Consider the following 25,066-nt stretch of genomic DNA (forward strand, 5'->3'; position numbering starts at 1 on the left):
AGCATAAATAGTTTTACAAAGTTATTAGGTTGTGTCTTAAAACTATTTGGTTAAGAGAAAAATAGCTGCTATATATACAAAGGCTAAGTAGGACGTTGCGAGTTTATCATAACGTGTCGCGATATGACGGAAATGCTTTAACTTATTAAAGAAACACTCCACCAAATGACGTTCTTTATATAGCCACCAATCAACAGTCCAAGGTTCTTTTGTATTTTTCTTTGGTGGAATGGTATAAGTCGCATCGTGATTCGTCACATAAGTCCGAATGTCTAAAGAACCGTATGCACGATCGCCAATAACATTACTGCCTTGTATTTCAACGTGTTGAAGAACTTCAATAGCGAGAACACTATCATGGAGATTTCCACCTGATAGCTGAAAATATAATGGATTTCCTAATCCGTCTACGATGACATGTATTTTTGTTGTGTGCCCACCACTGCTTTTACCGATATGTTGCGAGATGACAGAATTTAGCCCCCTTTTTTTGCACCGGCACTCTGCTGATGCGCCGTTACAACGGTTGAATCGATACTCAAGTTTTCGTAATCTGCTTCATAATTCAACGTAATAAAAAGGGATTCAAGTAAACCAGTATCACGCCATAAACAAAAGCGGCTATAGACCGTTTTCCATGATCCGTAACGTTCTTTTGGCAGATCTCGCCAAGCAGCACCGCTTCTAGCAATCCATAAAACAGCATTGAACATTATACGATTGCTTTTAGGTGGTCTACCTGTGTGATATTCAGGAAACAGATTTTTGATTTGATTCCACTGCACATCAGTCAGCTCATAACGTTCAATACTCATCATGATCACTCCTGTTTTCTTTTATTATACCGAAAATCAGGATGGCAGTCAGTTTTCAGACACGCCCTAGTCAAAAAACTAGCGATTAAACCTTATCAAAAAAAGGTTTAATCGCTTTCAAAAAAACGCGTTACTTTATTAATCATATGCCACTATTATACTTAGTCATAATGGGTAGATAATTTCCTACTAATTAATAATAGAAGATAATGTTTTTATAAAGCACATCCTAGATACACTTATTTAGTTTTTACTAGCCAAGTAATAGCGGATAAAGAATAATTCTTCTAGGATAGTTTGATCATCTACTCTGAAAAGTCTCCCAACAACTGATGAGTTAATCACTTGAAGCATAAAACAATATATAAAAAAATGTTATTATCTTTTTATTTTTTCAATAAATAGGTCCTATCAAAAACGAGTTCAATTGCATATGAGCCTATTTTTTGATTAATGTCTTTTTCAATTCCGATTAAAAGCTGTTCATTTGTCAATGATATGTTTTCTGGAACGACAACGTCGAATTGAATTAAAGGTAGATCATCTTTATTTTCAAGTCTAAAATCATGTAATTGTAAGTTTAATTCATAGGAATTTAATAGTTCTTTAACAAGTTTATATACTTTTTGTTGTTCTTTACTACGAACGGCAATTGGATCCAAGTGACAAACTAAATTAATTTTTAACTTGTTTTTAAATTCTTTTTCAATCCCAGTGAGCACTTTATGGGATCGATTTAGATTCCACCTATCGTCAATTTCAATATGAACAGTTGCAAATTTTTTCTCAGGGCCATAATTATGGATCAGTAAGTCATGGTAGCCAATGATTAATTGCTGATTGTCTAAATGATCCGTTATTAATTTGAGTTCTTCTTCATTTGGACGGTCTCCTAATAAAACATTAATGAATCCGCTAATCATTTGAGCACCGCTGAAAAGAATAAAGATAGCAATTATTACCCCTGTATAACCATCGATTTGCCAGCCGGTAAAATGCTCAATTCCAGCAGATACGAATACGGTAAGTGTTGTATAAACATCGTTAAAGCTGTCTTTTGCACTAGCCAACAATGTTTTAGATTTGATATGTCGAGCTGTTTCTTGATAAAAGTAACCTTGAGCGACTTTGATACCTATTGATAAAATCAAAATTACGAACATTACAGAAGATGTTTGCAAGCTTTCTGGTTGCAAAATACGTTTAATTGACGTTATGAGAAATTGTCCACCCACAAACAAGATAATGAAAGAAATAATCATACCTGTAATGTATTCTGATCGCTGATGACCATAGGGATGTTTTTTATCTGCTGGCTTAGCAGCTATCCGGAATCCAATCAGTGTTAAAACTGAAGAAGCTGAATCTGATAAATTATTCATTGCATCAGCTATAATTGAAACACTCCCTGAGAATAAACCAATCATCAATTTCATTACAAATAACAGGAGGTTAGAAAGTAAGCCTACCTTACCCGCTAAAGTACCAAAAGTGGTCCTAATTTCTTTTTCTTCACTTCGATTTTCTACCCATTTAAAAAATCTTTTCATACTTACCCTCCTAAGAATTTCAAGTTACAATTTTGAGTTAATCAGAATAGTATATCAGTGTGCCTATCTAATTAATAGTAGTTACACTATAGTTTTAATAACTATCATGAAATTTAATAACAATAAGTGTCTAGAGTCCCTGATAAATCAAGATTCTGTTTACGTTATCAAGAAAATGACCGTGAAACTGCAGACTATTTCCTTACTACCTTATTAATAAAGTAGGTTTTTATATAATACATGAATTTTTTTAAAGTCGTGTATATAAAACCTTATTAAATCAAGGGTCTATATACACGACTTTTTAATTTAGTAAACCTGGATATCTTAATCGACACTTATAATAGTCAGCGAAAAATCAATCAGATCAATATTTGATAAGTATTTATTCTGAGTAGACTTTAAATCGAGAGTACATATATTTATTTAGATAGTTCAGGAGCTACAAGTTCTACTTTTATCCTATCTGGATCTTCAAAGTACACAGCGTAATGATTTCCACCTCCGGAAAATGGGTGGTGTTTTGTATAAAGAATAGGAATCCCTTTGTTTGTTAGTTTTTGAGTCATATCATCTACGTGTTGTCGTGAACTCGCATGAAAAGCTAAATGATTTAACCCTACATTTTTTCTATGGTACGAATTATCTGAAAAAGGCTCTTGTACTTGGGCAAAAACAATGTAAGTCTCTTCTAATTTCCAACTTTGTCCATTTTCCCATTTTTGAAAAGAATGATATCCTAAATCCTCAAGAAACCGTCCCCAAAAATCGGTAGATTTTTTTAAATCAGAAACATAGAGCTCAATATGATGAAGAAATCCTTTTGACAAGAAGCACCACTCCTTTTTTTATTATTTGAATACATGAAATTGGATAAAATCATGTATCGTAGACCTTGATTTATTAAGATTCTTTTTTCTCTTTAAAATTTCAGTAAAGTGTGAGCTCTGCGAGGCTAAAAACCGGTCAGTTTTCAGCTGAGACAAATAATGGGTACATGTGTTGTACTGCTTATTCTCTTAATTATACAACACTTTGAGACAGTGCATCAGTACCCACGAAAAAAGCCACACCTAAGTGAATAGGAGTGGCTTTTTTCGTGGGTACTTCATTAACAAATATGAAAGTTCATAAGTTAATTGGTGAGTTGCTTTTTATTCAATTTTATAATTTTTTTCTTTTTAAACTGTTTGAGAGTTTAGTTCTTTTTATTACTATAGTCTGTTTTTATTAAATTTAAAAAAATTTTCAGTTTATTACTCTGCCACTTCTTGTAATTCAAAATCAGAAGGAACCAAAACGGTATCAATCGAGTGTACAACGCCGTTTGTTGCTTCAATATCTGTTTGAGTAATCATAGATTTGTTGACCATTGGATCTCCTGAAAGATCAAACATTAATTCTTCTCCGTTAACTGTTTCTGCTTTCATGCCATCTGTTAAATCAGCAGCTAAAACTTTACCAGGAACGACATGATACGTAAGAACTTTTGCTAAATCAGGTTGTGCGAGTAATTCATCAGCTGTAATATCTAATTCACCTAACAGTTTTTCAAACGCAGCGTTAGTTGGTGCAAATACTGTAAAAGGACCCTCACCTTGAAGAGTTTCAACAAGGTCTGCTTTTTGAAGAGCAGATACTAAAATACTAAAATCAGGATTACCTTGTGCAATACCGACAACATCTTCTTTAGCTTCAACAGATTCTTCCATAGCTGTATCGTCACTCATTGTATCCTGATCAGTCGTGTTCTCTGTTGCACATCCTGCTAACAATCCAATGGCTGCGAACGAAATTAAACCTAATCGTAACTTCTTCAATAAATCTTTGCTCATAATAAATCCATCCTCTCTTATATAGTATAAAAAGAACTCCCAAACAGCAAAGTAAGCGCATTCCATATCTGTCAATTAACTCTAATTGAAAGAACATTATAAGTCAATTAATAGGTATGAAAAGTCTGTGTCAATTTTTTCTCGGTCGTCCTATTATCCTGCTAGTTTAGGCGTTCTACTTTTGTACACTCGTCTACTACCGCACGGCTTCGCAATCTTCTTCGCTCCAATGCATCCCACGCTTTTTCATCCGAAAAGAAATATGACGCTGATTCGACTCCATTGCACTTAAACCTCTTGCGTCCTGCAGAACCTGTTCTACTTTTTCACGTTAATCGAAAATTCGATCCTAATTCCGTAATACGTATATTCTAAAAGTAGCCAGTTTTTCCACTGCTGGTGTCTCGTCTAATGTGCTTTCATAAGTATCCAACCAGATGGTTAACTTATCTAAATCATGTGTTTTTAAAGCTTGTTTGACCTTCTGCTTAAAGAGGCTAGTCTGTGCACCAAACGCACGATTTAAGACTTGGAAGATGTGATAAGAGTCTAACTGATTGACTACAGGATAGTTCGAATGAAAAAAGGCTTTTTGAAATTTATCTGCGGTATAGCCTTGTCCACCGTCACTATTGGTAATGACTTGAGCTTGTTATAACTCATAATGACTCACAGTAAAGGCTTGAACTTCTGCCCAAAAACCAGCCGTTTTTTTAGTCGTCATGATTGCTTTAGGCTCCTGATGGCTAATAGTGACTTCCGTCCATTACTTCAATAATTCATCGGCGCCCCGGTAAGTACACTTGCTAGCTAGTTCTGCCTCTTTCACTTCTACGAGTGGATTATGGCGTTGGTAGTTTCGAATACCTAACCAGTCATCTAGTAGATAATGATTTTGACTCTCTTGATCGACCATTAAGGTGCGACGATAACGAACAGGACCAAAAATAAACTGAACGTTTTTCCAATCGTTTCGTTTCACTTTCCAGCCTTCGCCCTATTTTTATTCTTTGATCACTTGATTCATATGTGTGAAGATATCTCCTATTAATTCAGTGAATACTTCATACATATTGAGTCGTATAAACTCCTCTGTAGCGATTAAATTACTTGATTTTTTTATTATTTCATATAGTTTATACATGAAATTCCATATAAACGTGTATCAAATACCTAACGAATCACTTTTTTGTATAGGCCGCTTATAGGAAGTTCAGCAATTTAAACGACGACTTCCAGTTTCAGCTTTAAGCCTACAGATTCCACGATATCACTTAATGTTTGTACACTAATATTTTGTGTTCCTTTTTCTACTTCTGATTTGTCAAATTAAGCTATACAAACTATCTTCATCCATATAACTCATAAAAACTTCCAACGGTGTTTGGTAATTTAGTGACTTCCTTGGAATGTTATTTCGTTTGTGTGCAACAGATGATACGAAAGTCTGGTCAACTTCGTTGAAATCCATTTTTTTTGGCAATCCATCTTTTCGAAGAAGTCCATTAGAATTCTCATTTAAAGCTCGTTGTGAAGGCGTTCCAGGATCAGCGAAGTAAATAGCGACATCATGTTGGTTGCACAAAGATTTCCAGTTGGAAAACTCCTTTCCGCAATCAAACGTAATGGATTTGAATAAATTTTTTGGTATGGCTTGGAACCATTGATTCATGGCATTCTCAATGTCGCAGGCTTTACGCCCTTTGGGCTTTAAGGTAATGATAGCTTTTGATAAAATCTCTACTAGAGTAATAACCGCACTTTTGTGGTGAACACCTACAATGGTATCTCCTTCGATATGACCAAACTCTTCTTTAAATGTGGGATAGTCTATTATTCTTTCAGAGATATTTCGTTTATAAGCTTGTCTACCTCTACGTTCTTGATGTCCGTTAGGTTTTCTTTTCCCTTTCATCGGGAGTGTAACTTCATCGAATATTCTTTCTTTAAACTGCCTATAAAGTGTTCGTACGGAACAGTCTATTGTCATTTCTTTACGGCCAATAATGACATCCGGCGTCCAGCCCTCAGCTACTTTTCCCTTGATATAAAGCTGTTGTTCTTTTGGTAAATCAATTTTTTTGCGTCCACACTGTTTCTTGTTTTTTTTATACCGTAGGTAATGGTCGAAAGCTGTGTGTCCTGCTTTGAAGAACCTGATAACATTATTAATCGGTGTACGAGTACGATTCAAGTAAGTAGCTATTTTAGCAACTGGAACACCTTGGTGGTAATAAGCTTCTATCATCACTAGTTCATCCATGGTAATATGGGTATAGGTCATTCGTGATCACTCCTTGTTTTCTGTGGTTGGAAATACAATTAGAGTGTATCACGAATGGCTTTTTTATTTGTATAGCTTAATCTTACAATCGACGACTCTAGAAATACAAGAATGTTTGCAGCTTGATAGCTAACTTCCGTTTCTTTCCATGCTTCAGCAATTTCTGGGACGCCCATTTGGGTATCAAAGTAGTGTTTTAATTTATTTTCCATCGGTTTCACCCTTTCTTTTTAGGTAGTCTTTACGATACTCTTTTGCTTTAGTAATTTCTCTTGAAGGGGGTTTTTTCGTGAAACCATGAGTAATAATATATTCGCTATTGCTCTTATGGAAATATAAATACCTAAAAATATTGCTTGAGAATTTTACTTTAAGTAGGATTATTCAGTCCTTTAAGACCGTATTCCATATTGACTATCGATAAGATAAGAAAATAATTAAAAATCCTATTTTAACTATGGAATTGACCAATATTTTTCTACCTTTCTATAGCGATAATAAAGAAAAATTATGTAGATTAAATAACTCCATAAAATCCACATAATTCATTGTTATATTGATACAGGTTAATCGGTGTAACCATTGCTATACGGAACCGCAAAGATTTATTGTAGCAAGGCGAAGTGGCTCTTAGCTATGTGATCTGGTATTCAGTAGGAAGATTTTTTATAGAAGGCATGCGGAACCGACAGCTTATGGATTGGTGATTTACTCCGGGTGTCACAAGGGCTATCTTTGATTCTATTTATTTGTGCCATTTGGATTGGGATTTGGATTTACCGCAGAAGGGATTACCCCATTAAATCCTACTATTTAGAAGGATGGCGACTCAAAAAGGAATAATAAACAGAGACTAGCATGGGTGAATAACAGAAGAGGTGTGTTAAATATGTGGAATTGCGGGAATTTATTTACACAAGAAGGAATGGGTTGGATGATGTGGAAAAGAGACCCCACTGGAACTTCTTCAAAAAGAATTCGCTAGAGGAAACATCCCGGAAGGAGAGTACTTGAAGAGAAGAAAATATTTGGAGTGAACTAGAAAAAGTGTGTAGAGAAGAGAAGTGGAGGGCAATCCCGATTAAAAAATATCTGAAAAGTGTAAAACCTTTTACCATTATTATTGTCTCCCTGCTGATTTTTGTTTCTGTGTTATCAACGGTCATCTTTGCAGCACAAAATACGCAAAATGAAGCGAGCAAGCTATATGCGGTGATTTCTATCAATGGAGAGGAAGTAGACCGTTTCCTTTTGACAGAAAATGAGAAAAACCAGCTAATCACCTATTATCCGGCTCCCGGGAAGTATAATATTATCGAAATTGATGGGGAGCGAATTCGTAACAAGGAAGATAACAGCCCCCGAAAAATTGCCGTGCGGACAGGCTGGATTCAAGATTCTGGACAAACCATCCTTAACTTGCCCCATCGCTTGGATATCGAAATCGTGTCCGATAATCCAGAAGAGGCAGAGATTGATGTCCTATCCCAGTAAGGAAGTTAAAACCACTCAAAAAGCACTCCAACTGATTTAGAAGGGTGCTGATAAGGTCAGATAGAAATATCTGTCTTTTTTGTGTTTTTGTGGAAAATGGAGGCATACGATGGAGTCGCTCACTTTCCAGAAACACAGACAGCAGTTACTCTAAGACTTCATAATAAAGAAATTGAAATTTTAGCTCCTTATGGATTAAAAGACTTGTTTGAAATGAAGGTAAAACCTACAACGCTTTATCAAAATGATAGCTATTTTAATTCATTGTATATTGAGAGGGTTACAAGTAAACAATGGAAGAAAATATGGGACAAATTATCTTTAGAAATTTAAAAAAACACTTTTAATAATATAAAGTTGTATTTTATTAAATACATGAAATTGTATAAAAATGTGTATCGGGATCGGGAATCCTGTCTCTGTAGGGTTCTTTTTTTATAATGGTCTATACTACATGATTATGTATTTTTTTAACTAAATCATGTATCGCCTTTGTTAGATGAGAGGGCTTTTAAATGAGTTATAACGTCCAACCATTACATACACAACAAGAAATAAACGACTTTTCATTCTATTTAAGGCGCAATAAAAATGCGGTTCGAGATGTTTTTCTGTTCATGATTGGCATTAATAGCGGTTTGCGTATATCGGATATTATTAAATTAAAGAAAAAACACCTAATTTCCTCAAAAAATCCCTGAATCGTAGAGAAAAAACAGGAAAAACCTGTATTTTGTATTTGAGTAGTCTGCAATACTTGATTCAAGAGTACAGAAAAGACTTAAATACAGAGGATTACTTGTTTCCCAGTACTAAAGGTGGACACTTTAAACTGATGGAAATATTCGGTCCTAGCAGCGAGAAAATCACGAAGCGTTATATTTGGATCAATGAAGATGAAATTAGTGAGACTTTGTTAAACTTTCGATTAGGTTTTTAAATTTAATTTAGAACAATTCTATTTTCAAGCATTAACTTATAAAAGAAATTAATATTAAGATGTTTATTTGGCATATTAACTCCATAAATATTCAATAAATTAATTATAGTGTTAATGTAATTTTATTTGATTTTTATAAAATCCTATAGTAAAAAATAGGCAGTTAGTGTTACTTAATTCAAAAAAAAGATCCTATAAAAAGTCTCTTTTATTTAAGAGGCTATTTTATAGGATCTTTTTTACAGATTAGGTTCTCTTTTTATCGTTATTTAACCAACCACTAATTAAAGTAACTACATACTTAAAAATGCTCAATAAAACATAAAAAACTGCAGCTACCACTAGACCAGCGTATATTGATATAATAAAAACAGAAAATACACTACTATCTCCACCGGTACTAAAAAGAAATGCAAGACTACATAATATAAAAACTACAAGAGTAGCAGTCCTTATTTTACGTTTAGCAGTAGAATTTATCATCCTATAAAACCTCCTATCCTGAGACGGTAACTTTTGAATATACACCATTATCTTAAACTTTTCAGCAGACTAAAAAATAAAAGAGCCCACTTATAATTCAATAGTTTACATAACACCCAAACAATTTGTTAAGTGAAGTATTTCAGGTTATCCTTAGAAAATTCTTCAAATGTGCGCGGTTTTCTATAAGTTAATTCATAAAAGCCATTGGTAATTTCTTTAGCTGTTCCCATTCTTGTCATAAAATATAATGCTACTGTCACGTTGACATAGGCTTTATCAAGACCTCTTTTTTTAATGTAATAATTTCTATATTTCAAATAGCCAGGTTTTGTATACGTAATCTTTCTTCTGGTTACTTTGCTCAAAATCTCTGCTACTTCAAAGTAATCCAAAGCCTCTGGACCGGTTATTGTATGTGCTGTATTTTTGTATTTCTCTGGATCATGAAGTAAAACAGCTGTTGCAAGTCCTATGTCAGCGGCGTCGATAAAGCTAGTTTTACTTCTTCCAGCAGGAATAAAAATTTTATTTTCTTCTCTAATCTCAGTAGAGTGAATGCCAGATAAATTCTGCATGAAAAATCCTGGGCGAACATGAGCATAAGGAATTTCTAGTTTTTCAATATACTTTTCGATCTTATGGTGTGGAGGTATTGGATTATTTTCAACACCCATCAAAGAAAGAAAGGTCACTAGTTTAATATTATGAGCTTTAACTGCATCAATGATCGGATATAAATCCTCGGGCTTCCCAAGGTGAGGAGGTCTCATAAGAAATACTCTATCTACACCCTCCAATGCTTTGTCGAAAGTGGTCTTGTCTTGAAAATCAAAATAGACAGTTTCAACCTGATTCCCAAATAGATCACTTAATTTTTGAATATTCGTACCTGCAGCCACTACTGGTTCTTTAAGTTTCACTAATTCTCTTGTTACATAGCTTCCGACATTCCCTGATGCACCCGTCACTAATACCTTCATCATTCTCACTCCTCACTTAATAGTTCATTTGCTTCTTGTAGCAATTGAATAAACAAACTAAATTTTTGATCCCCCATTTTCTCTTCCAGTAAATCCATGGTTTTAAGGTATTCTTTAGCTGTAGATTCTAGCAGTTCATAGCCTTTTCCGGTAACTTCTACCGTATAACTTCTTCTGTCTATTTTAGAGGGTATTTTAATTAAATATGTTTTTTTAATTAGTGAATCAATCATATCAGTAACAGAAGGTTTTGCTATTCCGAAGAAATTACTTATCATAAGCGGTGTCACTTTATCTTCACTTTTTTGCACAAATATTAATGCACCCATCTCACTGGCTCTTATAGGTATAGCCATCTTTTTATTCATCTGGAGACGGCAAAACCTTGAAACAACATCCCTGCTGTCCATTATACTTTCTTTCATAAATACACCTCAATATAGTTAGTTTGACTAACTATATTATATCTGATAAAAAATAGTTGTCAATTGATAATCCCCCCTATTTAGTGAGGATTATCAGCATATATTAGTCTTGGTGGCTAATTTCATTATATGAATCAGTTTTAAAATCAATTTAGAAAAAGCTTGCTAATAAAATAGAAATAGTTTAATATTTAAATCGTAATCATTTCGTTTTAAATATAATTTATAAATGTAATACATAAATTGTACCTTTAAGAGAAACTGAATTAATTAAAAAATAGGTGGGTGTGTGTAAGAATGAAAAAGGTTAACACAGTAAAGTTATTAGTATCATTGTTTGGTTCAACTGCCTTATTAGTAGCATGTGGAACAGAAAGTTCCCAGTCTGGAAGCACAAGTGAGGTAGAAAGCAGTGAGAGTAATAATGAAAAATTGCAAATTGTAACTACTTTTTATCCCATGTACGATTTTACAAAAAATGTCGTTCAGGATACTGCTGATGTTTCTTTATTAATACCTGCAGGAACAGAACCACATGATTTTGAACCGAGTGCAAAAATGGTTGCAGATATCGAAAATGCTGATGTTTTTATTTACAATAGCGATGATATGGAAACATGGGTACCTAGTGTATTAGAAAACATTAAAGATAGCGAGACAGTAATTGTTAATGCAAGTGAAGGAATAGACTTTATTCATAATGAAGAATTGGAAGAACATGATCATGAAGAAGATCATGAAGAATACCATGTTCATGCTATTGATCCTCATGTATGGTTAGATCCTGTTTTGGCTCAAACAGAAGTATTGACTATTCAGGCGGGTCTTATAGAAGCGGATCCAGATAATGTAGACCTTTATGAAGCTAATGCTGAAGTTTACATTCAAAAATTAGATAACTTAAATCAAGAATTTGAAAAAGCATTTGAAGGAGCAGAAAATCGTACTTTTGTTACTCAACATGCAGCGTTTGCTTACCTTGCTCAGCAATATGATCTGACTCAGATTGCAATTTCAGGATTATCTCCTGAATTAGAACCAAGTCCAGCAAAGCTAGCTGAATTGTCTGTCTTTGCAAAAGAAAATAACGTAAACCATATTTATTTTGAAGATAATGCTTCTTCTAAAATAGCTGAAACATTAGCAACTGAGGTTGGAGTAGAATTAGCTGTGTTAAGCCCAATTGAAGGAATAACTCAAGAAGATCAAGATTTAGGTATAGACTATATTCAACTCATGAAAAATAATCTTGAATCTTTAAAGAAAAGTATTAATTAATTGCTCCTAGCTATAATTAAATTAAGTTCATAGTTTAACCAAAAACTATTATTTAAAATGTAGAACCTTGATTAATCAGGGTTCTTTTTTATAAAAAAATCCCCCAACTACCCTTTTGACAGGTTAATTTTTTTATAGAGATTGATTGATCTATCTATTTTTGTATTTTTTGATTACGTTTTTTTATCTTCTTCATCGACAATCCATTCTTCTACGTAACCACACTCAGAACTTCGATGTATAAAATTGCTTAGAATAATGTATTAAAAAATGAATCCATTACTTAAAAAGCGGTATGATTATTTTTGCTATTAATTATAAGATGGTCTAAAATGTAATTTATATTAATCTTTTATAAGTTATATATAATATGAAATTGATATAGTTGATTTTCTTAAAACATTTAATGAAATCAGAAAATCGTTATTGCCAGCAAACCCAGTAAAGCAAAAACTTTGAAGGGTATTTTATTTATTAACTACTTTTTAACGTTAAGAAATGAGGAAAAGTCATGATTGAATTTAAGTACGATACACAATTATTAATAGAAGGTGAAAATTTATCTGAAGATACTATTAATCAAAATATAACTCAAAATTTTGAAGGAGATTGCTTACTTGTTGTTGGCGATTCTGATTTAATAAAATTACATTTCCATACAAATAAACCTTGGGAAATTGTAGAATATTGTTCTTCTTTGGGTGAAGTATTTGATATTGTTATCGAGGATATGAGTAGGCAAGAAAGAGGTTTACAAGGTTAATAATAAGGTGAAATATACTGACTCCCAAATGTTAGACCAAAAATCTAACGCTTGGAGGTCAGTTTTTTTATGGCTAAATATAGTTTTGAATTTAAATGGATGGTCGTGAAGGAATACATCAAAGGGCTTGGTAGATATAAAAAGTCTTCTACCCACTAATTATCCATTTCTTCTGACAAAGGACAGCTCAATCCCTTTTCTTTAGCCAGCTGAAGGATTGTTATCCCCTTCTGATAATTCACTTTCTAAACTACTTAAAACATCTTCTACTGCTAATCTACCACCCGTTTTTTCTTTATATTTTGTAACAATATCAACGACTTTAGTAAAACTATCGTATGTATTCTTGAAATTGTCGCCACTATTATAATCCGATACAACATTTGTCGGAATCAATGGACATAATCCAATTCAACATCTGCTAATGTAATGTTGGCTCCTGGATAATAGTAGTTCAAAAATTTTAATAGATAAACATCGTCTTTTTTTTCGATAATTGGATTCAAATAATCGCCTTGATAGTCTGTATCAGTTGTTCCAAAATCGACAGTAAAAAGGTATTGATTTCAATGAATTTTTATTGTCGATTATAGATACCTATTAACTCATTTAGATTTACTAGTTAAAAATAAAGTGTTGCCAAGACAGTTCGCTATTTTTCTTATCAAATATTAATATGTCATCTACTCCTAAAACTAAGTTGTTTTGAATCGTCAAGATAGATAGACCTTATTTATTTGTTTATGAATAATAGGAAAAAAAATAGGGGCTAATAACAGATAAAACACAAAATTACCTACAGCATGTGCTATATCATAAGGAATACCAGAGATATAGTATGGGAAGAAAGACAGCCACCCAAAGAACGGAGCCTGTACAAGTGAGATGATGAAGCCATATAATAAACCAGTGAATCCACTGACAAATGCCATCACAACTAGTGGAATATTATTATATATTCTACGAAAAGGGCAAACAACTAAAAGAACGACTGTAAAAGCTATTAATTGGGCAATAGTCCAAACACCAAAACCTAAACTAAGATTTGAGACTACCAAAGATAATAAAGCAACAATAAGCCCAGAAGATAATCCTAAAGAAAGAGTGATAATAATCAAAATCGTTGTCATCGGTTGAACATTAGGTAGAAAACTAAATGAAACCCTACCTACATAAATAAAAGAAGTGAGCAGTCCAAGAAGAGCGATTTTTTTTGTTTTATTTTGCACCATCTTAGAATTCCGTTAGTTCCCAAACTACTTGATCTCCATCTAACAATTCGTATTCGTTTGCGCCAACTGTTGCTTCTTCATCGTTTGCTGTATAAATCCAGAATTTGTTATCTTTTTCTGATTGTTCGACGCCGTTAATGCTGTTAATAAATCCATCAGTTTCTTCAATTATCATATTTTCTTTCATAGCATCTAAAAGGATGACTCCATTATCCACCGCTAATTCGACATCCTCTACTTCTTCCCCTGCAACTAAAACTTTCACATTAGCTGAAACTTCTTTAGATTTATCTTTTGCAGTAATTGATTCTACTTGTTCTTCAGAACTGTTTGTTCTATCTTGGGTTTCTGAAATCCCACAACCGGTCGTCAATATCCCGGCCATTAATAAGCTTAAAATTAAGTTGCTCGTCTTTTTCATTGTTTCTTCCTCCAATAATAGTGCTTAGTTTTATCAATAAATGTATTAACTAATATCACTAGTGTTACATAAAACATTATCTGTTTAACAAATTTTTTTATATTATTCCAATAAGCAAAAAAGTCCCCTTTACTGAACTCAGATAACTCTTCCAAGACTAATAAAAAGGACCTAACTCATGGATAAGTGTAAAACAAAAAGCAAACAATTTATTTTTCAAATCAAACGATTTTTTCGTTATCTATTATTTCAAACCGCAGAAGAATGGCTTATTCTTTTATTCCCCACTTAACCCCTAAAGAAAGGTTGTCAGACAGTAATGGAATCAGTTGAATAAGCAAAATTTTCTGGAAATAGTCATTTTTTTCGCAAGCACTCACTTTTTTGCCTTTTTGAGAAACTGGAATAGTTGTATCTTCTGGGTTTGCTAATTCATTTGCTACTATTTTCCTGATTTTTCTTCAAGATTTAGATCGCTATTCTCCTTCAAAAAATGTTTTTACTGATAACTCACAGATTAACTGATCTTCCTCTACTGAGCCACCACTTACACCAACTGCTCCAATCACTTGACCATGACAGACCAGTGGGATACCACCAGCAAAGGTAACCATTTCACCATTCAACATAGTTTCTATTTGATATAATTCTCCATTGGGTACTGTATCTTTATTTAACTCTTTAGTTGGTTTGCGCATCATAATAGCTGTATTAGCTTTTTTGGGAGCTAGTGTAATACTTGCAATGTTAGCTTCAGGCATATGATAAAACATTCTTGGATGTCCACTCATATCAGTAATACAAATTGTGATTGGAACATTAATTTCTTGTGCTTTTTGTTCCGCTACATCGATAATACGATATAGATTGTCTTTTTCAAAATAAGTTTCGGCTTTTAGATACGCAATGACTTTTTCAATTTTTTCATCAAAATTAGGTTCAGCTTTTAAATAAGTAAGAGCTTTTTCAATATTTTTATTTTCCATATTATCCACCCATCCGTTCTTTATATCTTATGATTATTTCGTCTACTTGCTTTTCTTGTTTTTGATAATGGTCTTCTGAGCGAGCTAATATATATAAGCAATCTGACAAACGATTAATATATTGTTTAGTTTCAGGTCGGATTTCTACTTCTTCAGATAGTTGAATCAACAAACGTTCAGCTCTACGGCAAACTGTTCTAGCTAAATGCAAATGCGAGCCCGCAATGCTAGTTCCTGGTAGAATAAATGTTTTAATCTCAGGTAATCTTTCGGTATAGACATCGATGATATGTTCTAACTCTTTAATGTCTATTTGATTAATTTGTTCACTATGTGTTGCAAACATCTCGGAATCAACCGTTGCTATTTCACCAGATAACTGAAACATCTTATATTGTAATTTAATTAGAAACTCTTTATTCTCAGGAATCTGACTAAATTTTTCAGCAATACTAATTACTGCATTACATTCATCAAACGTTCCATAAACGTCAACACGATTTGAATATTTCTTAACTCGTTGACCATCAAATAAACTTGTAGAACCTTCGTCTCCTGTCTTAGTATAGATCGCCATATATATCACATCCTTATTTATTGAAACGGTCAACAATCCCTATAATAGCTCAACCAAGTACATCTTACTGGCCCCGATTACGCGCCCCTTATCCATGATTGATCTATCCTTTCTACAATCTGCAACTCTTTTTTTATAGATAATTCGTACGCTTCATTTGTCATTTCCTGCTATTATGTCTTAATTAAAATAGATTTGCCTGGAATATTCCAACTGCATCCAATGTTCTACACTTCCCTTAATGTTTAAAGGGGATGCCCTTAACTAATCTTGCTGCATTAGTACCAAGCTTCATGACCTCTAAAACATTCTGTATATCTATCTCAAATAATGGTTCATTTTCAGGCAAATTTCTATAATGGAGAATAGCGTGACTGCGATTAATTGCTAATCCTACCGACAACGAAGACTGTACAGAAGCTTGATAAGCTGCTTGACAAAGGTCACAACCACTATCTAAATCAATTACCTCAAACGGAATCTCTTCTTCTTCCATCCCAAATAACAGAGGCGCTAATGTATATTCATTAACATAACTTACTACTTTGATAACTGGGTTACTCATGCTTTTTTCCTCCTTGAACGAGCGTAAGAAAGAATTAGACCTGTAGCAACTGCATTACGCGGCCCTTCAATTCCACGGATATTACCTTGGCCCGCCACTAATGAATAATGGGACAACTCTTCCGTTACCATCTGTGGAATCTCAAAATCTATAGCCGATCCACCTACAATTACAACAAATGGAATATCGCGAATATTGCCTGTTGGACTAACATGACGCAATGCACGAATAGCATTTGTAACGAATACACGTTTTTTAGCTGTTTGTCTAACCAACTTAATTTTCTCGATAGATAAATCTCCGGGTACCGGAACAAACCCATCAGGTTTAACTACAACCGTCTTAGCAAAAATATTAGCTGGTAAAACTTTATCAAAAAATTCAACCGTACCGTCTTCGTGACGAATATGGAATAAACTTTCTACTTTCGCTAATGGATATCGCTTGATATCTTCGGCTAAGTATTGATCTTCTATTCCTAATTCAGAGTTAATCAACATAGTAACCATATCTCCAGCTCCAGCAAGATGTATGGACGTAATTCGATCTGAAGGATCAATAATAGAGGCATCTGTTGATCCTGCGCCTAGATCTAAAATCGCCAGAGGCTTGTTCGTTCCGGCTGTTGTTAATGCACCTAATATAGCCGCTTCTGCCTCTGCGCCACCAACTTCAACTTGTATGTTAAACTGTTTTTGAATTTCATCAGCAATCAATATCATCTGAAGTCTGTCTGACTTAACCATAGATGCAATTCCTACAGCTTGCTCCATATAAATTTCGCCAGCTAAGCCACCTTTAACATCAATCGGTACAAACGTATTAACTGCCAATAAATCTTTGATAAATATTTCACTAATCTGTTTATTAGTTAATTCAGACATTGTTTGACGGACAAGTTCGAGCATCCCACCCATATTAGTTCCTGCCTCACCCGTTATATTTTCTATAGCTTTAAAACTTGAAATAATACTCATGATTTTTTCGGCACCTTCAGAAACGCCAATTTCACTTGTATATTTGTCACCTTCAATAATTAAAGTGCCTGCAGGGATAATTCTTTCTTTCACATCCCCTTTCGGTGTCTTAATAACTACAGCTGATCGATTTCCAATAAGGGCACGTGCAACCGGAACAATATTCTTTGTCTCATCAGAATTCAAATTGAAGACGGTCGCAATACCATATGGATTAGATAATTGAGAAATTGCTTTCCCTTTTCCCGCTACCTCTACAGCTGCTAACATCATTTGTGGAATCTTGTCAATATAGGCTACTTCATCTACGATTGGAATTTTATTCTCTAAGCGATTATTTATTAATACACCATCATCACCTTGAAGAATAGAACCTGTGATTTTATAACCATACTTAACATATAAATTGATTAAGTTAGCTGCATCTCCAAAATCAACGTCTTTAGGCACAATAACAATGTAGTCTTTAGTTTGATTTTTTTGGTCATAGAGATTGACAAGGTTTACAGTATAGCCCACACCCAATCCCAATCCGCCAGGCGTTTTAGGATTATGACCAATCATTGTTGATTCAGTAATAATTGTTTCTGTTATTGTTTCCATAGCTACATCTCCTATAACAGGAGTTGCTTCATTAATGCGGATCAAGTCTACATCAGCTATAGAAATATTCGTTTTTGACACGAGTGTTTCTATAGCTGATTTTATTCCCAATAAATTTTTCTTTGTACCTTTTATACCTGTAGTTGGTACAATAGCAGAATCAATGAAACTTACATCTCCATTTGGACTAACATCTGCTAAAGCTACCTCCGTTGAAGAGTTACCGATATCAACACCAATTATTTTTTCCATAATAAGTGATCTTCCTTCCAAAACTAGTTATCACCTTTTAATTTTTTTCTTACTTCATAATACTTAGCAGCCTCACGAATAAATTTCCCATTAATTGGTGCATTGTATTTAACTTCTAATTCTTCAGCAATAGCAACTAATTCTTCTTTTGTAGAACGATATGGTCTTAATGTTTCATAAATTTGTAATATACGTTCATCTGGAATTGCAGTTAGTTCAGCTGCGCGTGCAAAATTTTGTTTTAAAGCAGCACGTCCAGATGATTCAGAAATTTCCCCTTGACGACGCAATGTATCAGGTGTAATACGAAGATCTTGCGAAGTAATAACGCCACTCATCACATTAGTTAGTGTAATCTCATCCAGTAATTTCCCAGTAGGAGATTTCACTAAATCTGGATGTTTCGTATATAAAGGATAGTCTGTTACTCCCATTTTTTGCATGTTTTCATAGTCTTCAGTTTTATGAGGTTTAGGTACAGATTCAACACTAATTTCTTCTACTATTTTTTTAGCTACATCATCTAATTCCGACATATCTATCCCTCCTTCGTTGCAAAGTCCACAATGATTTCTTCAGCCAGTTTACCAATTACTACATTCTTTGTTTCTTTAATATGCATTAAAGCAGACAACGCTTGATACGCAACACGTGCCATTTGGTCACTAACTGTAGGAACCGGGCTGGGCGATTCACCCTTAGCATATTTTGCTGCGTTTTTCCCAATTGCACGATAAGTATCCAATGTTATAACTGGAGCTTGAGGAAATAATTCGAGGTTTGATAATGGTGCTAAATCTTTTTGGTGAATAATAGTTGTACCTTTTGATTGTATTGCGACACAAATTCCTGAACCAGATAACTGATCTCCTTCTGCACCTACAAAAGAAACATCAGCTGTACGGTATACTTTAATAACTCGAGCTTTTAGTCCTTCTTCTTCAATGCCTGCGATAACTTGACGTAAAATATCTCTATGTGAAAGACCAGTTAAGTTTTCTGTCAAAAACTCTGCAAATCCTGGTGCAACTGCCACCACTACTTCATCTTTAGACGTTCCTGATTTTGCCACTCCGGCACGCTTAAACCAATTTTTTTGTTTAGCAATTACTTGTTCATTATTTTGAACTGAAGTCTCTTGATGTGAATTATCACTTAGCGTCTCTTTAAATGTTACAGCAGAGTCATCCGTTGGCATCTCTTTTATCACATCACGTACAATGGCTCTTAACAAATCTTCATTTACGTTTGATCCAGACATTATTTTCTCCTCCATTTCTTAAACTGAACGAGGGTCAATCGCCATTGGGATATCTTTTACTTTTTCCCATTCTTCCCCTTCAAGACGATAACCAGTTCCAGGTCCCATGTAATCGTTGCAGTCATTAACTGCTGAAATAACATTGAACTGATCATCAAAAATTGCTGCTGTTTGTAAAAAGTCTCCAGCAACACGCTGTTTCAACATACTTAACATACTTTCAGCGACATCTTTAAATCCTGCTTTAGCTAATGCTTTAACAAGATCTACACCTGTAATATTGCGATTCAATAATTCTTGTGCTGCTTTCATATCTTCAACAAGATTACGATCAGGCATATCTTTAGAGCCGTGAGCATAGGTTGCTGCTTCTACTTCTTCATCAGTAATTTTTGGAAGATCTAGTTCATCAAAAATTGCTTGAATAGCACGAGCTGCTTTATTACGTACTTTGATAGTTTCTTCTTCTGTAACTGGACGAAGACCTCCATCAACCTTTAAATCACGTTGAAAAACTAAATAATCATCAATATCTTCTATATCTGTATTTGAACCAGCAAACATATTATCATAATTAGGAACTGCTGAAAAACCACAAGAGATAATATCAGTACCTGGCAAAAATTGACACATTAGCTTCTCAGTACGGCGCATATCGGAATGAGAAAACGCTTGGTCATTTCCTGAAGCAACTTCTAGGTCTAACAAAACACAGATTAGGTTTTCTGCTAACACTTCACGTATTCCTGTTGGAACTGCACCTGGGATACCAATACAACTTACAGCACCATTTTGTAACCCTTGAACACCGCTAGCTTTTGTAATGAAAATACAACGTGCTTCAAGATATAACATTGATTTTCCTTCTGCATATCCCATCATAACTTCAGATCCCGCTCCAGATGTAAAACGCATTTTCAATCCACGAGATGCATAACAAGATGCTAAGAATCCTTTAGACCAAGGTGTGTCGTCTCCATCTGTAAACACTGGTTCTGTACCATATACAGATATTGTTTCAGCATATGACGTAAAACCACGCATACCTAAATCAAGTTCTGCAGCTTCTTCTACTGAACATTGTGTTAATACTCCTGGTCGTCCAACTTGTGACCCAACTAAAATTGAAATAGCATTAAATGGTGCATAACGACCAACAGCAACGGTTGTTTCTTGCTCGGCAAAGCCTCGGAAAGCACCTTCTGCTGCATCTGCTGCAATTTGAACGGGATTATCACGTAAATTAGTAACATGTGATTGTGTAGCTGGGCGTCTTCTTGAATGCATTTTTTGCATCGACATCATCATCTCGACAACATTCATTTGACTGACAACCTCAACAATTTTAGCTGGTGTCATAGAAGTTGTTAAATCAATAATAATCGAACGCGAAATATTAGGATCACACAACATATTAGCCAATTTTACTGAATCCATTGCCAAAACTTTCTCGGCATTATCTTTTTCAATACCATAGTCTGCTATATAATAATCAATTAAATCAAAATCTTCACGTCTTTTTCCGTCAAGTTCTGTAATAATCCCATTTTCAATCTTAATGCTAGGTTTTGGATCATTTGGACTTTCCATGGCGATAAAACCTTCTTCTATCCATTCCTTTACAAAACCATCTTTATGGATCGGACGTTTTTCTAATACTTCAAATCGTTTTGATCTTTTCATTCTATAATCCCTCCTATAAGCGGTGATTAACCCTTGACCAATTTTTTATTGTCCTGTTAATGTTACATTAGCTGCTTTTAACATTGCATTCGTTGCTTTGATTGATGCAATTAAACCACGTGTTTCAATTAAGCCTAATGCTTTTTGTTGCATAACTTACTTCCCCCATTCAAACTAATTTCTTATGAGGGTAAATAATAAACACAAAAATATTTTTTATGCTTCATATGCTTTTTGAAATAGTTTTATGATATCATCCTTGTTACCAACTCTAGGGTTAGAAAAAGCATTACCATCTTTCAATGCATTTATTGCCATCTGATCAAAATCTTCTGGCAAAGCACCCAGAGACTTGATATTTGTTGGTATACCAACATCTTCAGAAATAAGAATCATCGCTTCAATAGCTTTATCGGCAGCTTCCCTAACGGATAATCCTGCAATATTCTCACCTAGTAATTCTGCAATATCAGAAAAACGCTCTGGATTACTAATAATATTCCATTTTTCAACAGTGGGCATCAACACAGCACAACACACTCCATGAGGAGCATCGTACTGCCCACCTAATTGATGAGCCATTGCATGAACATAACCTAGGTCTGCATTATTGAAAGCCATTCCAGCTAAAATTGAAGCATAGGCCATATTGGTTCTTGCTTCTACGTCATGTCCATTAGCTACGGCACGTCTTAGATATTTACTAATTAATTTTATTCCTTGAATCGCTTGGGCGTCTGTAATTGGATTTCTATTTACTGATACATACGATTCTACACAGTGTGTTAAGGCATCCATACCTGTGGCAGCAGTTAGGGCTGTCGGAATATCCAGCATGAGCATTGGATCATTAAAGGAAACTAATGGGACGTTTCTCCAAGAAACAACAACAAATTTCAAATGAGTTTCTTCATTGGTTATAACCGCATGTCGTGTAATTTCTGAGGCCGTTCCAGCTGTTGTATTTACAGCCATTAGCGGTGGCAAAGGATTTTCTAATGTTTCAATTCCGGCAAGGGCTGGTAGGTCATCACCATTTGATAAAACAATACCAATTCCTTTTCCACAATCATGAGATGATCCACCACCTATCGTAATGATTGAATCACAATGATTATCCATATATATCTTTTTACCTTCTTTAACATTCCTTATTTTCGGGTTTGGTTCTACACCATCAAAAATCACGTATGCAATATCAGCTTTCAGTAAAGAACTTTCTGCTTGTTTAACTGGCCCGTTATCTAAGTTTCTTAAGAAAGCATCTGTTACAATCAATACTTTTTTCATATTCAACATTTTTGCTCTTTCTCCGACCTTTTCAACTACACCAGGACCAAAGAAATTTACATTAGGCATCATAAAATCATAATTATTTTTCAACATATCTATTCCCCTATTCTTCTTATATTTTTTTATTTATCAATCTGCATTTCTTTTAGTTGCTCTTCAACAGCCTCTTGAGTAACGTCAGCTTATAAAAGTGCCGCTGCAGTATAAGAGACTTCAACAATTGGAACATCATAAATCGTAATCGATTTATTGCTAAGTTCTTTTACCATTTCCAAGTTCACTTTAGCACTACCTAAATCATAAAAAGCTAATAGATGATCAGACGAATGATTGTTAACTAATTCACGAACGGTAGCAAAACTTATTGCAATCTCATAAACGTGAGAGATAATAATAATAACGGTTTTTGTCATTGTCCAGCTGTTTTGTCCAACTTGTCTTGAACCCGTTAGATATCGCCCGGCTTCCCGATAACTAATGCAGATTCACCAAAGGATTTAATATAAAAATCTAAATTTAATAACTCGTTTCTCCTTGGACATATTTCGTTGGACTAATAAATGCTTTTCTCATTTCTATTCCTCCTATTTTTTAAAATATTTGATTCATAAAATGATCTAACAAACAACTTAGTAAAATGATGCATGACTTCCTTTAGGACTGAATAAAGCTTAACAAGTAAGCGTAACCATTTCAACAGACAAAAGATTCTCTTTGTCCGCTTCAATTATTTTGAAGCAAGACGTATAGTAGATTGAATAGTAGTTTCAACGAGAAAATAGAAGCTAAATTGTATGACTTAGAAAAATGATTCCAGTCGATACATAACTATGCAGGTGGGGATCCGGGTTATATTATGTAGTTTATTTCAAAGCATATCGAAATGCGTTTAAAAACAAAAAAAAGAGACAAAGCCGATACAACTTTGTCTCTTCAAGAAATTATTTACTATGAAAGTTATTTTTTATTCACTGATTTACTAGAATTTTGAAGTGATTTAAACAGCGCATGATACTGTCCTTTAAATGACATAGCTTGTTCGAAAATATCTTCCCCATCATTTAACATTTTTACGGTTACCCAACCTAAAGATTCTGTGACTGAACTAGCAACGGTCGCGTTAATTGCAGCACCCGCGACAGTCCCAACAGCCGGAATAAACTTCAGAATATTGCCAACTGCACTTCTACCTAAACCAACAACCAATAATTCCTTAGATAAGCTTTTACCTAGACTTTCAGACCATGATTGGCCAAATATCTTATGTAAACGAGCCATCATTGTTAACTGGACTGGCACCAGCAAGAAAGCATCTGAAAAAGGAATAGGTGAAGAGCCGATAATAGCTGCTGTTAAAGACGCGGCATGAACAGTCTTATGACATTTTTTTCGCGTTTCTTCATCGACACCTTCCAAAAATGCCTCAAAAATATTATCAAATTGATTTTTACTTTTATCTAGAGTTTTTTCAGCATGATCTCTTGATTTATCATAAGCATTAAGTATGATAGTTGCTGTTTTTTGCGGTAATCTTTTTAACACTTCTGAGAAAAATGATTCAAATTCATTTTCGCTTTGCTCCAGATCAATATCTGAAATTTCTATTTTAACCTGATCTTCTACTTTTTCTTTTTTCGGACGTCCCGTGCTACCAGTGAACGTTCTTTTTTTGAACAACTTTTCCATGATAATCCCACCTTTATAGTTATTAATCATTATAGAGCATGTAAATCTTGCGAATAGACTGGTACTTATTTATTCACTCAACCATATAATTGAAGTTATAAATCACACAAAGAGGTAGTATGTGTACCCTTATCTTTATGCCTTCTGGATTTCGACTGAGACGGCTCACAACAGTACATATATTTATTTAGATAGTTCAGGAGCTACAAGTTCTACTTTTATTCTATCTGGATCTTCAAAGTACACAGCGTAATGATTTCCACCTCCGGAAAATGGGTGGTGTTTTGTATAAAGAATAGGAATCCCTTTGTTTGTTAGTTTTTGAGTCATATCATCTACGTGTTGTCGTGAACTCGCATGAAAAGCTAAATGATTTAACCCTACATTTTTTCTATGGTACGAATTATCTGAAAAAGGCTCTTGTACTTGGACAAAAACAATGTAAGTCTCTTCTAATTTCCAACTTTGTCCATTTTCCCATTTTTGAAAAGAATGATATCCTAAATCCTCAAGAAACCATCCCCAAAAATCAGTAGATTTTTTTAAATCAGAAACATAGAGTTCAATATGATGAAGCAATCCTTTTGACAAGAAGCACCACTCCTTTTTTTATTATTTGAATACATGAAATTACATAAAGTCGTGTATCCGAATCCCTTTATTAAAAGGGATTCTTTTTT

29 protein-coding genes and 3 pseudogenes are annotated in these 25,066 nt (G+C 34.2%); 6 read left to right on the top strand and 26 right to left on the bottom strand.

The genetic code is table 11. The features are described 5' to 3' along the window. Positions 1-42: 42 nt before the first annotated feature. The 8 genes from BR50_RS12560 to BR50_RS13115 form a co-directional block, all read right to left on the bottom strand. Positions 43-818, bottom strand: a protein-coding gene (locus tag BR50_RS12560; protein ID WP_143298334.1) for an IS5 family transposase whose coding sequence is annotated in 2 segments (ribosomal slippage) — positions 43-479 and positions 479-818 — 777 coding nt in all. Because the reading frame shifts where the segments join, the coding sequence is not laid out codon by codon here. A gap of 383 nt (positions 819-1,201) precedes the next feature. Next, positions 1,202-2,365, bottom strand: a complete 1,164-nt coding sequence (locus BR50_RS05070) for a cation diffusion facilitator family transporter (RefSeq protein ID WP_034546848.1) — start codon at positions 2,363-2,365, stop codon at positions 1,202-1,204. A 422-nt stretch (positions 2,366-2,787) separates the two neighbouring features. Further along, a complete protein-coding gene (locus BR50_RS05075; protein WP_034546849.1) occupies positions 2,788-3,195 on the bottom strand; it encodes a VOC family protein in 408 nt (135 codons plus the stop codon). Positions 3,196-3,621: 426 nt separating this feature from the next. Then, a complete protein-coding gene (locus BR50_RS05080; RefSeq protein ID WP_211249821.1) occupies positions 3,622-4,200 on the bottom strand; it encodes a fasciclin domain-containing protein in 579 nt (192 codons plus the stop codon). A 766-nt stretch (positions 4,201-4,966) separates the two neighbouring features. Beyond that, on the bottom strand, positions 4,967-5,182 hold the full coding sequence (locus BR50_RS12420) for a UPF0236 family transposase-like protein (RefSeq protein ID WP_051905749.1): 216 nt from the start codon (positions 5,180-5,182) through the stop codon (positions 4,967-4,969). 342 nt (positions 5,183-5,524) lie between these two features. Continuing rightward, entirely contained in the window at positions 5,525-6,484 is a 960-nt protein-coding gene (locus BR50_RS05090) for an IS30 family transposase (protein ID WP_034545409.1), read from the bottom strand. Between the two features lie 38 nt (positions 6,485-6,522). Beyond that, positions 6,523-6,696 carry a hypothetical protein gene (locus BR50_RS12745; RefSeq protein WP_156097502.1) on the bottom strand — a complete coding sequence of 58 codons (174 nt, stop codon included), beginning with the start codon at positions 6,694-6,696 and terminating at the stop codon, positions 6,523-6,525. After that, the gene (locus BR50_RS13115) at positions 6,686-6,868 is read right to left on the bottom strand and encodes a type II toxin-antitoxin system RelE/ParE family toxin (protein ID WP_081884513.1); all 183 of its coding nucleotides are present in this window, start codon (positions 6,866-6,868) and stop codon (positions 6,686-6,688) included. Before BR50_RS13115 ends, BR50_RS12745 begins: the two co-directional genes overlap by 11 nt. 197 nt (positions 6,869-7,065) lie before the next feature. Here BR50_RS13115 and BR50_RS12570 point away from each other — a divergent pair. The 4 genes and pseudogenes from BR50_RS12570 to BR50_RS05105 form a co-directional block, all read left to right on the top strand. After that, positions 7,066-7,327: pseudogene (locus BR50_RS12570) on the top strand (prolipoprotein diacylglyceryl transferase family protein); the annotation flags it as partial. A 204-nt stretch (positions 7,328-7,531) separates the two neighbouring features. After that, positions 7,532-7,978, top strand: a complete 447-nt coding sequence (locus BR50_RS05095) for a NusG domain II-containing protein (protein ID WP_051905750.1) — start codon at positions 7,532-7,534, stop codon at positions 7,976-7,978. Positions 7,979-8,074: 96 nt separating this feature from the next. Beyond that, on the top strand, positions 8,075-8,311 hold the full coding sequence (locus BR50_RS05100; protein ID WP_081884514.1) for a nucleotidyltransferase family protein: 237 nt from the start codon (positions 8,075-8,077) through the stop codon (positions 8,309-8,311). Between the two features lie 182 nt (positions 8,312-8,493). Beyond that, a pseudogene (locus BR50_RS05105) lies at positions 8,494-8,918 on the top strand (site-specific integrase). Positions 8,919-9,164: 246 nt separating this feature from the next. Here BR50_RS05105 and BR50_RS05110 read toward each other — a convergent pair. The 3 genes from BR50_RS05110 to BR50_RS05120 all read right to left on the bottom strand — a co-directional run bounded on the left by BR50_RS05110 (position 9,165) and on the right by BR50_RS05120 (position 10,809). After that, a complete protein-coding gene (locus BR50_RS05110; protein WP_034546851.1) occupies positions 9,165-9,401 on the bottom strand; it encodes a hypothetical protein in 237 nt (78 codons plus the stop codon). 128 nt (positions 9,402-9,529) lie between these two features. After that, positions 9,530-10,387 (bottom strand): SDR family oxidoreductase, encoded by an 858-nt coding sequence (locus tag BR50_RS05115; protein WP_034546853.1) that lies wholly within the window; start codon positions 10,385-10,387, stop codon positions 9,530-9,532. A gap of 2 nt (positions 10,388-10,389) precedes the next feature. Beyond that, complete coding sequence (locus tag BR50_RS05120) at positions 10,390-10,809, bottom strand: MarR family winged helix-turn-helix transcriptional regulator (protein WP_034546855.1); 420 nt, start codon at positions 10,807-10,809, stop codon at positions 10,390-10,392. A 297-nt stretch (positions 10,810-11,106) separates the two neighbouring features. On the opposite strand from BR50_RS05120, the gene BR50_RS05125 reads away from it, so the two are divergent. After that, positions 11,107-12,087 (top strand): metal ABC transporter substrate-binding protein, encoded by a 981-nt coding sequence (locus tag BR50_RS05125; protein ID WP_034546856.1) that lies wholly within the window; start codon positions 11,107-11,109, stop codon positions 12,085-12,087. 511 nt (positions 12,088-12,598) lie between these two features. Further along, positions 12,599-12,850, top strand: coding sequence for a dihydroxyacetone kinase (locus BR50_RS05130; RefSeq protein ID WP_034546858.1), 252 nt, complete (start codon positions 12,599-12,601; stop codon positions 12,848-12,850). A 201-nt stretch (positions 12,851-13,051) separates the two neighbouring features. Here the strand turns inward: BR50_RS05130 and BR50_RS05135 are convergent, their stop codons facing one another. The 15 genes and pseudogenes from BR50_RS05135 to BR50_RS05205 form a co-directional block, all read right to left on the bottom strand. Beyond that, positions 13,052-13,246, bottom strand: a complete 195-nt coding sequence (locus tag BR50_RS05135) for a glycerol-3-phosphate dehydrogenase/oxidase (RefSeq protein WP_034546859.1) — start codon at positions 13,244-13,246, stop codon at positions 13,052-13,054. Positions 13,247-13,563: 317 nt separating this feature from the next. After that, positions 13,564-14,082 (bottom strand): hypothetical protein, encoded by a 519-nt coding sequence (locus BR50_RS05140; protein ID WP_034546861.1) that lies wholly within the window; start codon positions 14,080-14,082, stop codon positions 13,564-13,566. A 1-nt stretch (position 14,083) separates the two neighbouring features. Continuing rightward, complete coding sequence (locus tag BR50_RS05145; RefSeq protein ID WP_034546863.1) at positions 14,084-14,503, bottom strand: DUF4430 domain-containing protein; 420 nt, start codon at positions 14,501-14,503, stop codon at positions 14,084-14,086. 476 nt (positions 14,504-14,979) lie between these two features. Further along, a complete protein-coding gene (locus BR50_RS05150; RefSeq protein ID WP_081884481.1) occupies positions 14,980-15,489 on the bottom strand; it encodes a GlcG/HbpS family heme-binding protein in 510 nt (169 codons plus the stop codon). Between the two features lies 1 nt (position 15,490). Continuing rightward, positions 15,491-16,066, bottom strand: coding sequence for a cob(I)yrinic acid a,c-diamide adenosyltransferase (locus BR50_RS05155; RefSeq protein WP_034546864.1), 576 nt, complete (start codon positions 16,064-16,066; stop codon positions 15,491-15,493). A 238-nt stretch (positions 16,067-16,304) separates the two neighbouring features. Beyond that, complete coding sequence (locus BR50_RS05160) at positions 16,305-16,631, bottom strand: glycerol dehydratase reactivase beta/small subunit family protein (protein WP_034546865.1); 327 nt, start codon at positions 16,629-16,631, stop codon at positions 16,305-16,307. Next, entirely contained in the window at positions 16,628-18,463 is a 1,836-nt protein-coding gene (locus BR50_RS05165; RefSeq protein ID WP_034546866.1) for a diol dehydratase reactivase subunit alpha, read from the bottom strand. The genes BR50_RS05160 and BR50_RS05165 overlap by 4 nt, the downstream gene beginning before the upstream one ends. Before the next feature lie 23 nt (positions 18,464-18,486). Then, positions 18,487-18,999, bottom strand: coding sequence for a diol dehydratase small subunit (locus BR50_RS05170; protein ID WP_034546868.1), 513 nt, complete (start codon positions 18,997-18,999; stop codon positions 18,487-18,489). Positions 19,000-19,001: 2 nt separating this feature from the next. After that, positions 19,002-19,724, bottom strand: a complete 723-nt coding sequence (locus BR50_RS05175) for a propanediol/glycerol family dehydratase medium subunit (RefSeq protein WP_034546869.1) — start codon at positions 19,722-19,724, stop codon at positions 19,002-19,004. Positions 19,725-19,742: 18 nt separating this feature from the next. After that, the gene (locus BR50_RS05180) at positions 19,743-21,407 is read right to left on the bottom strand and encodes a propanediol/glycerol family dehydratase large subunit (protein WP_034546871.1); all 1,665 of its coding nucleotides are present in this window, start codon (positions 21,405-21,407) and stop codon (positions 19,743-19,745) included. A gap of 48 nt (positions 21,408-21,455) precedes the next feature. Then, positions 21,456-21,560: pseudogene (locus tag BR50_RS05185) on the bottom strand (BMC domain-containing protein); the annotation flags it as partial. Between the two features lie 63 nt (positions 21,561-21,623). Further along, the gene (locus BR50_RS05190) at positions 21,624-22,790 is read right to left on the bottom strand and encodes an iron-containing alcohol dehydrogenase (protein ID WP_034548994.1); all 1,167 of its coding nucleotides are present in this window, start codon (positions 22,788-22,790) and stop codon (positions 21,624-21,626) included. A gap of 92 nt (positions 22,791-22,882) precedes the next feature. Continuing rightward, positions 22,883-23,113 (bottom strand): PTS sugar transporter subunit IIA domain-containing protein, encoded by a 231-nt coding sequence (locus BR50_RS05195; protein ID WP_051905752.1) that lies wholly within the window; start codon positions 23,111-23,113, stop codon positions 22,883-22,885. A gap of 544 nt (positions 23,114-23,657) precedes the next feature. Continuing rightward, the gene (locus BR50_RS05200) at positions 23,658-24,386 is read right to left on the bottom strand and encodes a YcjF family protein (RefSeq protein ID WP_034546873.1); all 729 of its coding nucleotides are present in this window, start codon (positions 24,384-24,386) and stop codon (positions 23,658-23,660) included. 183 nt (positions 24,387-24,569) lie between these two features. Next, complete coding sequence (locus tag BR50_RS05205) at positions 24,570-24,977, bottom strand: VOC family protein (protein WP_034546875.1); 408 nt, start codon at positions 24,975-24,977, stop codon at positions 24,570-24,572. Positions 24,978-25,066 lie beyond the last annotated feature (89 nt).

The organism is Carnobacterium alterfunditum DSM 5972 (genome assembly GCF_000744115.1).
GTDB classification, from domain to species: domain Bacteria; phylum Bacillota; class Bacilli; order Lactobacillales; family Carnobacteriaceae; genus Carnobacterium_B; species Carnobacterium_B alterfunditum.

Coding starts and splice junctions, on each gene's coding strand:
- BR50_RS05070 (WP_034546848.1), bottom strand. CDS start 2,365: ATGAAAAGATTTTTTAAATGGGTAGAAAATCGAAGTGAAGAAAAAGAA.
- BR50_RS05080 (WP_211249821.1), bottom strand. CDS start 4,200: ATGAGCAAAGATTTATTGAAGAAGTTACGATTAGGTTTAATTTCGTTC.
- BR50_RS05090 (WP_034545409.1), bottom strand. CDS start 6,484: ATGACCTATACCCATATTACCATGGATGAACTAGTGATGATAGAAGCT.
- BR50_RS12745 (WP_156097502.1), bottom strand. CDS start 6,696: ATGGAAAATAAATTAAAACACTACTTTGATACCCAAATGGGCGTCCCA.
- BR50_RS05100 (WP_081884514.1), top strand. CDS start 8,075: ATGGAGGCATACGATGGAGTCGCTCACTTTCCAGAAACACAGACAGCA.
- BR50_RS05110 (WP_034546851.1), bottom strand. CDS start 9,401: ATGATAAATTCTACTGCTAAACGTAAAATAAGGACTGCTACTCTTGTA.
- BR50_RS05115 (WP_034546853.1), bottom strand. CDS start 10,387: ATGATGAAGGTATTAGTGACGGGTGCATCAGGGAATGTCGGAAGCTAT.
- BR50_RS05120 (WP_034546855.1), bottom strand. CDS start 10,809: ATGAAAGAAAGTATAATGGACAGCAGGGATGTTGTTTCAAGGTTTTGC.
- BR50_RS05125 (WP_034546856.1), top strand. CDS start 11,107: ATGAAAAAGGTTAACACAGTAAAGTTATTAGTATCATTGTTTGGTTCA.
- BR50_RS05130 (WP_034546858.1), top strand. CDS start 12,599: ATGATTGAATTTAAGTACGATACACAATTATTAATAGAAGGTGAAAAT.
- BR50_RS05140 (WP_034546861.1), bottom strand. CDS start 14,082: ATGGTGCAAAATAAAACAAAAAAAATCGCTCTTCTTGGACTGCTCACT.
- BR50_RS05145 (WP_034546863.1), bottom strand. CDS start 14,503: ATGAAAAAGACGAGCAACTTAATTTTAAGCTTATTAATGGCCGGGATA.
- BR50_RS05150 (WP_081884481.1), bottom strand. CDS start 15,489: ATGGAAAATAAAAATATTGAAAAAGCTCTTACTTATTTAAAAGCTGAA.
- BR50_RS05155 (WP_034546864.1), bottom strand. CDS start 16,066: ATGGCGATCTATACTAAGACAGGAGACGAAGGTTCTACAAGTTTATTT.
- BR50_RS05160 (WP_034546865.1), bottom strand. CDS start 16,631: ATGAGTAACCCAGTTATCAAAGTAGTAAGTTATGTTAATGAATATACA.
- BR50_RS05165 (WP_034546866.1), bottom strand. CDS start 18,463: ATGGAAAAAATAATTGGTGTTGATATCGGTAACTCTTCAACGGAGGTA.
- BR50_RS05170 (WP_034546868.1), bottom strand. CDS start 18,999: ATGTCGGAATTAGATGATGTAGCTAAAAAAATAGTAGAAGAAATTAGT.
- BR50_RS05175 (WP_034546869.1), bottom strand. CDS start 19,724: ATGTCTGGATCAAACGTAAATGAAGATTTGTTAAGAGCCATTGTACGT.
- BR50_RS05180 (WP_034546871.1), bottom strand. CDS start 21,407: ATGAAAAGATCAAAACGATTTGAAGTATTAGAAAAACGTCCGATCCAT.
- BR50_RS05195 (WP_051905752.1), bottom strand. CDS start 23,113: ATGACAAAAACCGTTATTATTATTATCTCTCACGTTTATGAGATTGCA.
- BR50_RS05200 (WP_034546873.1), bottom strand. CDS start 24,386: ATGGAAAAGTTGTTCAAAAAAAGAACGTTCACTGGTAGCACGGGACGT.